The organism is Paenibacillus sp. 453mf (genome assembly GCF_900116105.1).
GTDB classification, from domain to species: domain Bacteria; phylum Bacillota; class Bacilli; order Paenibacillales; family Paenibacillaceae; genus Paenibacillus; species Paenibacillus provencensis.
Genome location: NZ_FPAC01000001.1, coordinates 541,127 through 555,541, shown reverse-complemented (window position 1 = coordinate 555,541; position 14,415 = coordinate 541,127). Strand labels below are relative to the sequence as shown.

The following is a 14,415-nucleotide window of genomic DNA, read 5'->3' as shown; positions in this document are numbered from 1 at the left end:
GATTACGACACAGAATAAAAAAGACAGGCGCAGCAAATGTTGCAGCCTGTCCTTAATTATTCAAGAGATACTTAGCATTATCCTTCTAGCAGAAGGGATTCTGGATCCTCAAGCAATTCTTTGACCGTAACCAGGAATCGAACCGCATCACTTCCATCAATGATTCGATGATCATAAGACAGCGCGATATACATCATAGGTCTGTTTTCCATACGCTCATCATCAATCGCTACCGGGCGTACTTGGATTTTGTGCATACCGAGAATACCAACCTGTGGTGAATTCAATATCGGTGTAGAGAGTAATGATCCGAAGATTCCACCATTCGTAATCGTAAATGTTCCACCCTGCAGCTCATTGAGAGACAACGAGTTATTACGTGCTTTGGAAGCCAGTTCTCCGATATTCCGTTCAATCTCAGCAAAGCTGAGACGATCTGCATCACGTACCACCGGAACGACAAGCCCTTCCTTCGCGGATACTGCAATACCGATATCATAGAACTTCTTCACTACAATGTCATCGCCGTCTATCTCAGCATTAACTAGCGGGAATTGTTTGAGTGCACCTACAACCGCTTTGGTAAAGAAAGACATAAAGCCGAGGCCGACATCATGCTTTTCTTTAAATTTGTCTTTACGGCGTTTACGAACATCCAAGATAGCTGTCATATCCACTTCGTTAAATGTAGTAAGCATCGCCGCTGTTTGTTGAGCTGCAACCAGGCGTTTGGCGATCGTTGCACGTCGACGGGACATCTTGGAACGTTCAACCGGTTTCCCAGGGCTTGCTTCTGCTGCTGGAGCAGGAGCAATAGCAGGCTTGCTTGGAGCTGCAGGAGCTGCAGGTACAGAACCATGAGATTTCACGTCATCGGAATGAATGCGTCCGATCGGATCGCGAGCTTGCACTTGGTCAAGATCAATTCCGCGTTCACGAGCTAATTTACGAGCAGAAGGTGTAGCTGTATAGCCATTCGCACCTTCATCTTCCGCTTTGGGAGCCGGCTCATTCTTCACTGGTGCCGAAGCCGGCGCTGCTTCTGAAGCTTGTGGTGCTGGTGCCGGTGGTGCAGAAGCCGCAGCTGATTCTTTGGCTCCTGCTCCTGCTTCTAACTGTGCAATTGTCTCACCAATCTGAACCGTATCCCCTTCTTGATGAAGGATGCTTGTAATTACTCCGCTCTCTTCCGCACTGATTTCAATGTTGACTTTATCCGTCTCCACTTCTAGCAGTACATCTCCTTGATTGACGGTATCCCCTTCTTTAACGATCCATCTGGATATTGTCCCCTCCGTGATGGATTCTCCCATAGCCGGTACTTTAATTTCACTCACAGCAAGCTACCTCCCCAGTGGAATGTTTTTCTTTGAACTTTGCTTCAATACTTTGGACAAAATCTGCTGTTGCTCCACGACATGTACATGTTGGAAGCCGGTTGCTGGACTGGAACGCTCAGGCCGGCCTGCATAATCAAGCTTAACACCTGCAGGCAATAGCTCACGGAGTCTTGGTTCCATATACGTCCAAGCTCCCATATTCTTAGGTTCTTCCTGCGTCCACACGATTTCCCTCACATTACGGAATCTGGCGAGGAAGCGACGGATTTCTTGCTCAGGGAAAGGATATAATTGTTCCACACGCAAGATATGCAGCCAGGACCAATCCTCACCTTTTTCCTTGTCAATCGCCTCTTCAAGATCGATCGCGATCTTGCCGCTGCAAAGAATGATACGCTCTACCTTGTCAGGAGCTGCTCCAAGAATCGGCTCTTGGAGCACCGTTTGGAAGCTGCCTTCGCTAAACTCTTTAGCTGGAGAAGCTACGCGCGGGTTACGGATCAAACTCTTCGGCGACATAAGTACAAGTGGTCTCGCATCATCTGTCTCCGTCAGTGCAGCCTGACGGCGAAGCAGGTGGAAGTACTGCGCGCTGCTGGACAGATTTGCTACGATCCAGTTATCATCTGCGCACATTTGCAGGAAGCGTTCCAGTCTTGCGCTCGTATGCTCAGGTCCCTGGCCTTCACTTGCGTGAGGCAAGAGCATCACCAGGCTTGAGTTCTGAGACCATTTTGCACGTCCTGACGATACGAATTGGTCGAACAATACTTGGGCACAGTTAGCAAAATCACCGAATTGTGCTTCCCATATCACCAGCGTCTCTGGTGCATAAACGTTGTAGCCATACTCAAAGCCTACTACAGATTCCTCTGACAGAGGACTGTTATATAGAGCAAAGGAGGCCTTGGCTTGCGGCAAACGATGAAGCACATTATAGGAATCTCCAGTCTCGGAATCATGCAGCACCAGGTTTCGATGAGCAAACGTAGCTCGCTGGGAATCCTGCCCCGTCATACGAATTGGCTTGCCATCAGCCAGGATCGTAGCAAAAGCGAGTGTTTCCGCCAAGCTCCAATCCACTTTCTCACCTTCGTTCAGGGCATTCTGGCGTCGCTGCAGAATACGCTGGAGCTTAGGATATACCTTGAAGCCTTCCGGCCATTTGAGCAGCTCTGCATTAATCTCGCGCAGCTTCTCGATCGGGACCGCTGTTTGCGCATTCGTCAGCCGTTCCGGTCTTTGCAGCTCAGTGCTGCCGGCATCGACCTTGTCATGCACTTCCTCATGGCTCACAGTTCCTTGCTTCACTTCATCGTACGCCTGCTTCAACTGGTTCTGAGCCGCATTTCTCAGATTCGTCAGAAGCTCCTTCTCCCCAGCTCCCGACTGAATCAGAACATCTGCATATAACTCACATACCGTTGGATGGTTCTTTACTTTGCTGTACACGAGTGGTTGAGTTGTTTCTGGATCGTCTGTCTCGTTATGCCCATAACGGCGATATCCGATTAAGTCGATTAGGAAGTCTTTGTTAAACTTGTTGCGATATTCGCTCGCTAGGCGTATAGCTGCCATACAAGCATCAGGGTTATCGGCATTTACATGAATGATCGGAATTTCATATCCTTTGGCCAAGTCACTGGAGTACATCGTTGACCGTGATGCATCACTGTTTGTCGTGAAGCCGATTCGATTATTTACGATAATATGAATCGTACCGCCATTCTGGTAACCCTTCAGAGATTTCAAGTTCAGGGATTCGGCAACGATCCCTTCTCCCGGGAATGCAGCATCCCCGTGCATTAGAATCGTAGCTGCCTTAGTAACATCCTGCTTCGGATAACCCGCCTGTCCTCGGTCATCCTGAGCTGCACGCGCAAAGCCTTGCACCACAGGATTCACATATTCAAGATGGCTCGGGTTATTAGCCATCGTAATCTTGGCTTGAACGACCTCACCCTTCTTCACATAACGTGTGGCACCAAGATGGTACTTCACGTCTCCCGTCCAGCCGTAATTAACGCCAGATGAGCTCTCGGAAGGAACCAGATCTTTATTGTTTGCCTGGTGGAATTTCGAGAAGATCTTGCTATATGGTTTACCAAGTACGTGTGCAAGTACATTCAGACGTCCCCGGTGGGCCATACCCATGAGAATATGACTTGATCCTGCTTCGGCCATAATCTCTATTATCTCATCAAGCATAGGAACGAGCATATCGTTCCCTTCAATGGAGAACCACTTCTGCCCTACAAAGTTCTTGTGGAGGAACTGTTCAAACTGCTCTACTTCCACAAGTCTGGCTAGGAGTGACTTACGCTCATCCGAAGTCAGCTTAGCAACCGATGTACCTGACTCAATACTCTGATACAGCCAATTACGCTCTTCTTCATCCTGAATATGGTTGAACTCATAAGCCAGAGGCCCTGTATATATATCACGCAACCGCTGGATTGCGTCTAATCCAGTCATGGTCTGTGAATCTGCATTCTCCCAAATGATTGAAGCAGGAATAGCTCGTAGATCTTGCTCGCTAAGCCCCAGTTTGGATGGAGTAAGTAGGCTCTCTTCTGTCTTGGCATCCAGCTGGAGCGGATCAATATCAGCAACCAAATGTCCGAATCTTCGGATATTTTGAACTAATTTGCCCGCTGTAACCGCTTTCTGTAACAGCTGTAGATCTGCAACTCCCGAACTTGCACTACTCCCTGTACCTGGTGAAGCAAGTCCGTGATTGTTAACGGGGCCAATATCCACCGGGGGCGGTCCCCATTCTTTAAAAAGCGTGCGGAACTCAGCATCAACTGCTCCTGGGTCAGCACTATAAATCTCAAACTGTTCTTGTACGTAACCGAAGTTTGGTCCGTAGTATGTTTTCCATGGGCTTTGCATATTGCCATCTTCGTTAGCCATTTAACGTTCCCTCCGTCAAAATATTTGGTTTGTGCCAGGACGGAAAATCATTTCTTAAATTTCATAAAAATAAACTCAATCTCTAATTATAAATCAATTTTCCGAAGAAAACATCTATCGCTGTTTCCTCCAGAGATCCCACCGCAAGAAAGGCAGCTGGATGAATTTGTGAATAATGCTTCTAAGCTGTAATTTTCTACTCTTATTTTATAAACTATTGCTGCTGAGAGCATTTCCAATTTTAAAGGTAATTAATGCATTTTTTAGATGAATCACTGCAAACCCCTGCTATATCAGCAAATATTGATTCTATCAAAATGTGATGAAGATGACAAAAAAATAAAGCCCTTTCAATTAATAAAGACATTTGTTTTGAAAAGTGGGCTTTATTGAGTCAATTTCATAATACCTTTAGCTGCTTTGATCAAGAGTATACAGTTTCAAATTCACCTTCTTAATGAGTTATGTAACTGATTTGTTTTTATAAAATTGTTCGTCTTCTCTTCAATTTTAACTAACTCAATTCGTTTTATACTTGTGCATGTTGCAGAAATCCCAAACAACAAACCATCGATAATAGCTAGATGAAAGGGTTTGATTCAACTAGATTTATACCTCTTCATCTAACTAAAACCGAATTATGCAAAATCCTGACTAGCTAAGCTCACTGAATTGTGCCGTGTGCAGCCGGCTGTATACACCTCTTCTCGCTACCAGCTCCTCGTGACTACCTTCCTCTTCAATTCCATTCGACGTAACCACGATAATTCGGTCTGCATTCTTAATCGTAGCCAGTCGATGGGCAATGACAAGTGTTGTTCTTCCCTGTGACAGCTCAGCAAGGGACTGCTGTATCGCCGCTTCTGTTTCCGTATCAAGTGCAGAGGTTGCTTCGTCGAGAATGAGGATCTTCGGATTTTTCAAGAACATTCGTGCAATCGCAATCCGCTGTTTCTGTCCTCCGGATAACTTCACACCTCTCTCACCGATCACGGTGTCCATTCCTTCCGGCATCACTTCAATTGTTGGTGCAAGCTGAGCAAGTCTCGCCGCTCTCCATATTTCCTCATCACTTGCATCGAGCTTGCCATAGGCGATATTCTCCCGGACCGTACCTGCGAACAGAAACACATCCTGTTGAACGATACCAATCTGTCTGCGCAGAGAAGTGAGAGTGACCTTCGAAGTATCCACACCATCAATGGTGATCCTGCCTTCAGTTGCCTCATAGAATCTCGGAAGCAGACTGCAGATTGTTGTCTTGCCCGCACCGGATGGACCTACAAAAGCCACGGTCTCTCCTGCTTTAATATTAAGATTGATCTTATTGAGCACCTTGGAGCCGTCATCGTAGCCAAATGAAACCTGCTCATAGTGGATATTGCCTTCAAAATTCGGTGCTTCTCTCGCATCCTTGCTGTCCTTAACATCCGGCTCTGTGTCCAGCAGTTCAATGTATCTCTGGAATCCGGCGATGCCTTTAGGATAGCTCTCAATAATCGCATTAATCTTGTCGATTGGACGGAAGAACACATTCGTCAGCAATAAGAAGGCCGCAAACTGTCCATAAGTTAATTCCCCTTGTAAAATAAACCACGTTCCACAGATCAGTACAAACAAATTGATGCTTCTAGTCAGCATGTAACTGATCGTAATATTCTGGGCCATAATCTTGTAGCTGAACAGCTTGGTCAGCCTGAACTCACGATTATCCAGTTCAAACCGCTGCTTCTCAAATCCTTCATTGGCAAATGCTTGTACAACACGAATTCCGCCAATCGTATTCTCTACACGGGAATTGAAATTGGCAATGTTGCCATACAGTTTACGGAACGCCTTAGTCATCTTGGTATTAAAGTACAGTGCAAGCAAAATGACGATCGGTACTATAATAAAGGTGAGCACTGCAAGCTTCCAATTGATGCCGAGCATGAGCAGAAATGCTCCAATTAAGGTCATGACCGCGATAAATAAATCCTCTGGTCCATGATGAGCCATCTCTCCGATATCCATCAAATCATTGGTTATGCGTGACATAAGGTGCCCTGTCTTGTTGTTGTCGAAGAACCTGAAACCAAGCTTCTGAAGATGATCAAACATCCGGCTTCTCATATCTGTCTCGATATTAATGCCCAGCATGTGACCCCAATAGGTAACTACAAAATGAAGAAATGCAGTAATCACATAGATTGCAAGCAAGCCTGTACAGGCAATAATAATACTCTCAAAATCACCTGAAGGAAGCAGCTCGTCCACTACATAATTCACGGCGAGAGGAAATCCAAGCTCCATTAGTCCAGCGATGACTGCGCACATAAAATCAATCGTAAACAGAAGTCGGTACGGCCTGTAGTAGGAGAAAAATCTGCGAAGCAAACCCATCACTCTTTTCGGTATTTTTTTGTAAAGAATAGTTCAAATTTTACTATAGCTATCCGTTTGATTAAAGAGAATATGTAAAAATTGCTATACAGGTTTGGTTCTGACTGAATATTTTAAATAGGTAAGCAGAGAATAATAAAACCAATTTACCGTAAACATCCAGGATTAGGTTTCAATTCGTTTCGTGGTGGTAACCTATATTGATTGTCATTTAGACGTTAACAACAGATTCTTTGCCCCTATATACGTATCACGGAGCCTAAAGGAGGAATGATGCTTGAATCGTACAATTAAAATAGGCATTATCGGGAGCGGCGGAATTGCCAGAGCTCACGCAGAGGCCTATAAACAGCTTGATTATGTTGAAGTTGTAGCCGTGGCAGACATTATCCCAGGAAAAGCCGCACTGTTCATTGAACAGACCAACCTTCCGACGGCAAAGGCTTTCGACAATCATCAGCATCTGTTGGAGCTGGATCTTGACGGAGTCAGCATATGCACACCTAATTTCTCGCATCATAGCATCACCATTGATGCTTTGAATGCAGGCAAGCATGTGATGGTAGAGAAACCAATGTCAGTCACACTAGATCAAGGCATTGAAATGGTAGAGACCGCACAGCGTACTGGAAAAATGCTATCCGTAGGGTTCCAGCCTCGTTATGATCCTAATATGCAAGCCATCCGCAGCCTGATTCAGGACGGCCAGCTCGGTAAAGTGTATTATGCAGAAGCAGGCGGCGGCAGAAGACGCGGAATGCCCGGCGGTACCTTCATTCGTAAGGATCTGGCCGGAGCAGGAGCTATGGCTGATATTGGCTGCTATTCGCTTGATATGGTCCTTCATGCGCTCGGGTATCCCAAACCGCTGACCGTTTCTGCTTATACCTCCAATTATTTTGGCACGAACCCAAAATATCATCCGGAATCCCACATCTTTAACGTTGAAGATTTTGGAGCAGCAATGGTCAGACTTGAAGGCGATATTCTTCTCAGCTACAAAATTTCCTGGGCCATGCACATGGACACACTAGGTCCCACGATGTTCCTCGGGACGGACGCCGGGCTTAAAGTGACTCCTGCTGGAAGCGGACCTTGGAGCGGAGGCTGGGAAGGACGGGTAGGCAGCATGACCTTGTACCACGATATCGCCGGTCATCACACAGAGAGCCCGATTCCAATACAGCATCACCAGATCAATCTATTCCATGCCAAAGTATTTGATTATGCTGAGGCCATCCAGAAACGGCTGCCCGCCCCCATTCCAGGTGAGCAAATCTTATATAATCAGGCGATTATTGACGGAGTGCTGCGTTCTTCAGCTGCCAAAAAAGAAGTTGAAATCATCATTCCGGATTTCTAGTGCACAGAGCCTTGTTCTCATTAAGAGAAGAAGGCTTTTTTTCTTCCCATACCATTCGCTTTGTTATATTCTTGGAGGATGATTATCCATTGATAACAAAGGAGCGAGTAAAACATGACTTCGTCTACTGCTTTAATGATCATTGATGTCCAAAATGCCATGTTCTCCTATCCCGATCTATCACTGCATAATGGAGAACAAGTACTGAGCAATATCCAGCGTCTTCTACAGAAAGCCCGTGAGGACGGCCTGCCTGTCATCTACATCCAGCATACCAGCCAAACTGACGACGAATATAGCGAAGGCACACCAACCTGGTACATCCATCCAAGCATTGCCCCTCAGCCGAATGAATGGGTGGTCAGAAAATCGAGCTGGGATGCCTTCTATCAAACGGAGTTGTTAGCCAAGCTCCAAAAGCTGAATATTCAAAAGCTGGTTATTTGCGGTATGCAGACCGAATTCTGTCTAGATACCACATCACGGTGCGCATATAGTCTTGGCTATCATCATAATGTGCTGGTCTCCGATGCTCATAGTACATTTGATAGTAAAGTACTTCCAGCAGCAGATATAATCAAGCACCATAATCAAATGCTGGGCGGACGTTTTGTTCAATTGATCAAGACTGAGGACATTCTTGCAGTAGGATTTAATTAATCCTTATTATTTCCACAAAAAAACGAGCCATCCCTTATGCTGGAATGGCTCGTTGTCCATTATTCACGATCAGCAGCTACTGGACGGCTACCTGACTACAGTTCCATCGCCAGCCGGATCATATCTACACAACTCTATCCCTATCCACTATATTATGCTGGGCTAAGATTAACTCTCTGAAAGTGCTCAACCACTGGAAACGGCTCGTAATAATGATGAAGCAGCTGCTTCCAATCTAAATATTCAGCCGACCCCCTGAATCCGATCGTATGATCCTCCAAAGTGTTCCATCTGACATGCAAGAGATATTGATGATCTGACTCCATACACTTATATAATTCGTGACCGAGATAACCCGGCATACTGGAAATAATAGTAGACGCCTTGGCAAAGTCCTGTTCAAAATCACTCTCTAATCCTGCTTTAATATATAGCATGGCGCTTTCGAGAATCATAATCTTATATCCCTCCGATGTGGTCAAACCATGTTATGCCTCAAGCCGCTGCAATAGCTTCAAGCTGCTTCATATGATGCCTATCATGCCATATAAAATCTTCAACATAACTCTGAATTGTAAAAGGGTTGCCGTCCAGCCCTTGATATTGATAAGCCCAATCCTCATCAACAAGACCGTATAAGTTTCTAATGATCAGCTCTCTATATTTCAGCGTTTCCTGCATAAGCTCTTCAATTGATATCTTACGGGCATACTCTCGAGCAGCTTCATTAAATAAATCATAGTCCAGATGCTGAATCTGAATCTGTTCTTTCTCCCCCGACGCAATCAGCGATATAGCACCTTCCCAAAAATACCGGTCCCATCTCATCATGTGGCACACCATTTCACGCGCAGTCCACTTGCCTTCTGCAATAGGCTGATCCCAAGGCGCATTCTGCTGCATACTCCATCTGCGAATCCAGTCATGCCATTCATGAAATGAAGCAATCAAAGAATTCTTCTGCACTCTATTCACGGCTTTCATCCCCTCTTCTAGAGAAATCAGTCAAAAATTAATCATGTTAGAGTGGATATTCGTCAAAAAAAGTGGGGTTCCTGCTTTTATTTCACTTCTGCCTGCTTAATCACTTTAATGATATTCTTCATCGCATCTGGTTGCTGGTAAGTAAGCATATTCTGAATGTATTTCTCTTTATTTCTATCAAGTTCATGTATGGCATTCAGCAGATTGGGCGCATTCAAATCCTCAGCAAGTAAGACACTGGCATAACCTGAGGCCTCAAATGACCGGGCGTTAATAATCTGATCACCACGGCTGACTTTATCCGAAAGTGGGATAAGCAGCATCGGCTTATGAAGTGCCAGGAATTCAAAGATGGAATTTGAACCGGCTCTGGAGATGACCAAATCGGATGCGGCCATTAGATCAGGCAGCTCATCATGTACATATTCGAATACATGATAACCATCTGCTACAGGAGCTTCCCTGTGCTGTCCTTTACCACAAATATGAATAATTTGATAATCATGAATCAGGTCAGGAATAATTCGATACAGTGCATCATTCAAGTTCTTGGCGCCTAGGCTTCCCCCCATAAAGAACAGTACCGGCTTATCATCGCATAAACCGAGCCGGCTTCTGCCACGCTGACGATCGCCTTCTCTCAGCTCCTGCCGCACCATTGCCCCTACATGAACCACATTTGGTCTTCTCAGCTGTGCTGCTGCTTCTTGAAAAGTAGTGCATACATAATCCGCCCAGGGAAGTGCAATTCGGTTGGCCAGCCCCGGAGTAAGATCCGATTCGTGAATGACAATCGGAATGCGCAGTATTCTAGCTGCAAGTACCACAGGTACGGATACGAATCCCCCTTTGGAGAATACGACGCCAGGCTTGATTTTTTTCAAATACTGATAGGCTTCTCTTACACCCTTGAGTACACGCAAGGAATCTTTTGCATTCTCGATGCTGAAATATCGGCGAAGCTTCCCCGTCGCAATTCCCTTGTACTTCACACCTTCAATCTTACTAATCAGTTCGGCTTCAATCCCTTGTCTTGACCCAATATAATGAACACTGTAGCCTAGTTCCTGGTAATAAGGAATCAGCGCCAGATTTACCGTGACATGACCCGCAGAACCCCCGCCGGTAAATACAATTTTTCTAGACTTCATGCACAACACTCCTGTCACATTGCGTTAGCCCGCTGTTTATTAGATAATATTCACAACCGGACACCCATATCCTTCATCGTTACATATACAATCAAACCGTTTTGGAGAAAGCAGGTACATCAACATGCAAAACAAGGATACGAATCATCCGCTCGATCAAAGAATAGATCGCAAGAATTCAAGCTCTGTCAAATGGAACGGACTTCAGCCTTTATTTAGTGCACCTGATGCAATCCCGCTATGGGTTGCCGATATGGACTTTACTGCACCTGAACCCGTGCTCAAGGCGCTTCGTGATATCGTAGATCATGGCATTCTTGGATATGCTATGCCTGCTCCATCATTTAATGAGGCTATCGCTGCCTGGATGGCCAAGCGTCACGGCTGGAAAGTAGAGCCGGAATGGCTTGTATATACCCCCGGTATCGTCCCAGCCCTGAATATAGCCGTTGAAGCCTTCACTGAACCAGGTGACAAAATTATTATCCAGCCTCCAGTATACGGTCCTTTCCACAAACTTGCCAAAACACATGGCAGAGTGCTGGTAGAGAATCCGCTTATTCACGAGCAGGGTGAATATAGAATGGATCTTACGCATCTAGAACAGGCCGCCTCACAGGATGGAGTGAAGCTGATCGTTCTGTGCAGCCCGCATAACCCCGTAGGCCGCGTATGGAGTCGTGAAGAATTGAATGCCGTGATGGAGATTGCTGTGAAGCACGATATTATCGTGATCTCGGATGAGATCCATTCCGATCTCGTATTTGAATCAGGGAAGCATATCCCTTATGCTGTACTCTCTGAAGAAGCCAAGATGCACTCCATCATCTGCACGGCTGCCAGCAAGACCTTCAATATTGCAGGACTGCATACGTCCAGTGTCGTTATCGCCAATAAAGAACTGCGTTTGAAATTCAAAAATATGATCGATAAGCGTTCAATGGGTTCAATGAATCTCTTCGGACTTGCCGCTACAGAGGCAGCTTACCGGGAAGGCGAGCCTTGGCTTGAGAGCACACTCGAATATATTCATGGAAACCTCGAGTACGTGGTTAACTACTTCAAGACCTACATTCCAGAATGCCAGGTGACCATGCCTGAAGCGACTTATCTGCTCTGGATTGACTTCCGCAATTTAGGAATGGAGCATAAGGAATTGTTTGATTTTCTCGTGACCAAGGCGGGGCTCGTGTTCAGCAGCGGGACAGATTTTGGCAAGGAAGGCGAAGGCTTTATGCGAATGAATGTGGCTTGTCCTCGAAGTATGCTGGAAGAGGCTATGCAGCAGCTGCACGAGGCGATGATTAACCGATAATCAGCTAGTCAAGCAATAGAGAGCGTCATGACCGACACGGGTCATCGACGCTCTTTTGTTTTATACATAAACTCACTACACCTCCTCTTCAGAACCACAAGATCAGTTGTTATTGCGCTTCACGGAAGCATTTATTTTAAACAAGCATAAATCGAATCAAATTCATCATTTATGAGTTATGAAAATTGATTCATGAATAACACAATTTTGCTCTTATATCACTTTTTTGCAGCCTATATCCTTCTAAAAAACACCTCTATGCTCAGAACAGTAGAATATTACGCTCTTCTTAAGCATCTTCGCAAATATTTACATTAAGTATATTTAAAACAAAATATTGACAATGTAAGCGCTTGAAATTAGTATTTATTTACATCGAGTCTGTTCATTAAGGTTCATTTGAGTTTGATGTCGTACATTACTGGGGGAGGAATTGAACCATGGGAATGAACAATCCCTTGGCGGTGAAACAAACCGTACAAACCAAGAGCAAGTTTCACTTTCTAAAAAGAGAGATCATACGTAACAAATATGTGTATCTGATGCTAGTTCCCGTTCTCTTGTTCTATATTATTTTCTGTTATGGACCGATGTACGGAATACTGCTGTCCTTCCAGAGCAGCTACAGTCCTGCTAAAGGGATTATGGGCGGTAATTGGATTGGATTTGAGAATTTCACGATGTTTTTTGAGAGCTATAACTTCTGGAGGCTCATGGGCAATACCTTGATCCTTAGCTTGCTTAGTCTGGTGATTGGTTTCCCTGCTCCGATAATTCTTGCACTATTACTCAATGAGGTACGTAATCGCTACTTCAAGAGTGCAGTCCAAACCGTCAGTTATTTACCTCACTTCATATCCGTTGTTGTTGTCGTTGGTATGCTTAAGACCTTCTCTTCTTTGGACGGCGGCTTGTTTAATATCATTCGCGGCTTCTTTGGTTTTGAGCCTATTATGTTCTTCACAGATAAAGATATGTTCCGGCCATTGTACATTCTGTCCAATGTATGGCAGGGCGCAGGATGGGCATCAATACTCTTCCTTGCAGCACTAGCCGGAATCAATTCTCAGCTGTATGAAGCAGCCAAGATGGACGGTGCCAACCGCTGGAGACAGCTCCTGCACATCACGTTGCCAGGTATTATGCCAACGATTATCGTGCTCCTCATCCTGCGTATGGGCAGCATTATGAATGCTGATTTTCAGAAGATCCTATTAATGCAGACTGCAGCCACTTATGAAACCTCTGATGTCATTTCGACTTTTGTTTACAGACAAGGGATGCTGCTAGGGGATCAAGCCTACTCCACTGCTATAGGTTTGTTTAATTCGGTCATTAACTTTGCCCTCTTACTCGGCGCGAACTATATCAGCCGCAAAGCTAATGAAACCAGTCTGTGGTAGAGAGGTGTGTATACGATGAAAAAATCATTTGGAGAACATATCTTTGACAGCATCAACTATATCTTGCTCATTCTGATTATGGTACTGTGCGCTTATCCGATGCTCTATATCTTCAATTCTTCTATTAGTGATCCAGAACAGCTGCTGGCCAGCCGCTCACTTATGCTGATTCCTGAAGGTCTATCTTTTGAAGCCTACTCAAAGGTATTTCAGAATCCAAAGATCTACAGCGGTTACTTAAATACATTGTTCTATGTGATTGTCGGTACTGCCCTTAACCTGGTGATGACAACTCTCGCAGCTTATGCACTGTCGAGGCCTGACTTATACGGACGCAGCTTTTTCATGAAGCTCATTACATTCACCATGTTCTTCAGCGGCGGTATGATTCCTACCTTCCTGCTCGTTCAAAATTTAGGTCTGCTGGATACAAGATGGGCGATGATCCTTCCCGCAGCCATTAATACGTTCAACTTTATCATCATGCGTACGAATTTTATGAATATCCCGCTTGGACTTATTGAATCCGCCAAAATTGACGGGGCCAATGATTTCAAAATTCTGCTGCGGATTGTCGTTCCACTATCTAAACCGATACTTGCTGTAATGACACTATACTATGCGGTAGACCACTGGAATGATTTTATGGGTCCGCTTCTCTATCTGAGATCACAGGAACTGTATCCGATTCAAATTGTGCTGAGGGATATTTTGCTCAGTAACAGTACGGAAGCGATGGGTTCTGCGAACGATACCGGATTTGCAATCGGCGAGAATATTAAATATGCCACAATTATTATTTCTACGCTTCCTATTCTGATGATCTATCCTTTCATCCAGAAATATTTTGTTCAAGGAGCACTCATCGGAGCCATTAAAGAATAAAGCTGGAGCATAACAT

General features: G+C 45.0%; 11 protein-coding genes. 5 read left to right on the top strand and 6 right to left on the bottom strand.

Translation table 11 applies throughout. The features are described from left to right. Positions 1-77: 77 nt before the first annotated feature. The 3 genes from odhB to BM415_RS02640 form a co-directional block, all read right to left on the bottom strand. Entirely contained in the window at positions 78-1,337 is a 1,260-nt protein-coding gene (gene odhB, locus BM415_RS02650) for a 2-oxoglutarate dehydrogenase complex dihydrolipoyllysine-residue succinyltransferase (protein WP_091154294.1), read from the bottom strand. A gap of 6 nt (positions 1,338-1,343) precedes the next feature. Then, complete coding sequence (locus BM415_RS02645) at positions 1,344-4,256, bottom strand: 2-oxoglutarate dehydrogenase E1 component (RefSeq protein ID WP_091154292.1); 2,913 nt, start codon at positions 4,254-4,256, stop codon at positions 1,344-1,346. Between the two features lie 654 nt (positions 4,257-4,910). Further along, positions 4,911-6,632, bottom strand: a complete 1,722-nt coding sequence (locus BM415_RS02640; RefSeq protein ID WP_091154290.1) for an ABC transporter ATP-binding protein — start codon at positions 6,630-6,632, stop codon at positions 4,911-4,913. 283 nt (positions 6,633-6,915) lie between these two features. On the opposite strand from BM415_RS02640, the gene BM415_RS02635 reads away from it, so the two are divergent. Further along, positions 6,916-8,001, top strand: coding sequence for a Gfo/Idh/MocA family protein (locus tag BM415_RS02635; protein WP_091154287.1), 1,086 nt, complete (start codon positions 6,916-6,918; stop codon positions 7,999-8,001). Positions 8,002-8,115: 114 nt separating this feature from the next. Then, positions 8,116-8,661 carry a cysteine hydrolase family protein gene (locus BM415_RS02630; RefSeq protein ID WP_091154285.1) on the top strand — a complete coding sequence of 182 codons (546 nt, stop codon included), beginning with the start codon at positions 8,116-8,118 and terminating at the stop codon, positions 8,659-8,661. 152 nt (positions 8,662-8,813) lie between these two features. Here the strand turns inward: BM415_RS02630 and BM415_RS02625 are convergent, their stop codons facing one another. From BM415_RS02625 to BM415_RS02615, 3 genes are all read right to left on the bottom strand, one after another. Then, the gene (locus tag BM415_RS02625) at positions 8,814-9,116 is read right to left on the bottom strand and encodes an antibiotic biosynthesis monooxygenase family protein (RefSeq protein WP_091154283.1); all 303 of its coding nucleotides are present in this window, start codon (positions 9,114-9,116) and stop codon (positions 8,814-8,816) included. Positions 9,117-9,156: 40 nt separating this feature from the next. Further along, positions 9,157-9,636, bottom strand: a complete 480-nt coding sequence (locus tag BM415_RS02620; RefSeq protein ID WP_170862347.1) for a DinB family protein — start codon at positions 9,634-9,636, stop codon at positions 9,157-9,159. Positions 9,637-9,722: 86 nt separating this feature from the next. Beyond that, positions 9,723-10,796, bottom strand: coding sequence for an undecaprenyldiphospho-muramoylpentapeptide beta-N-acetylglucosaminyltransferase (locus BM415_RS02615; RefSeq protein WP_091154278.1), 1,074 nt, complete (start codon positions 10,794-10,796; stop codon positions 9,723-9,725). Positions 10,797-10,920: 124 nt separating this feature from the next. Here BM415_RS02615 and BM415_RS02610 point away from each other — a divergent pair, with 124 nt between their 5' ends. The 3 genes from BM415_RS02610 to BM415_RS02600 all read left to right on the top strand — a co-directional run bounded on the left by BM415_RS02610 (position 10,921) and on the right by BM415_RS02600 (position 14,399). Further along, positions 10,921-12,111 carry a MalY/PatB family protein gene (locus BM415_RS02610; protein WP_091154276.1) on the top strand — a complete coding sequence of 397 codons (1,191 nt, stop codon included), beginning with the start codon at positions 10,921-10,923 and terminating at the stop codon, positions 12,109-12,111. Between the two features lie 446 nt (positions 12,112-12,557). Then, positions 12,558-13,514 carry an ABC transporter permease gene (locus BM415_RS02605; RefSeq protein ID WP_244533246.1) on the top strand — a complete coding sequence of 319 codons (957 nt, stop codon included), beginning with the start codon at positions 12,558-12,560 and terminating at the stop codon, positions 13,512-13,514. Positions 13,515-13,529: 15 nt separating this feature from the next. Beyond that, entirely contained in the window at positions 13,530-14,399 is an 870-nt protein-coding gene (locus tag BM415_RS02600; RefSeq protein ID WP_091154271.1) for a carbohydrate ABC transporter permease, read from the top strand. Positions 14,400-14,415 lie beyond the last annotated feature (16 nt).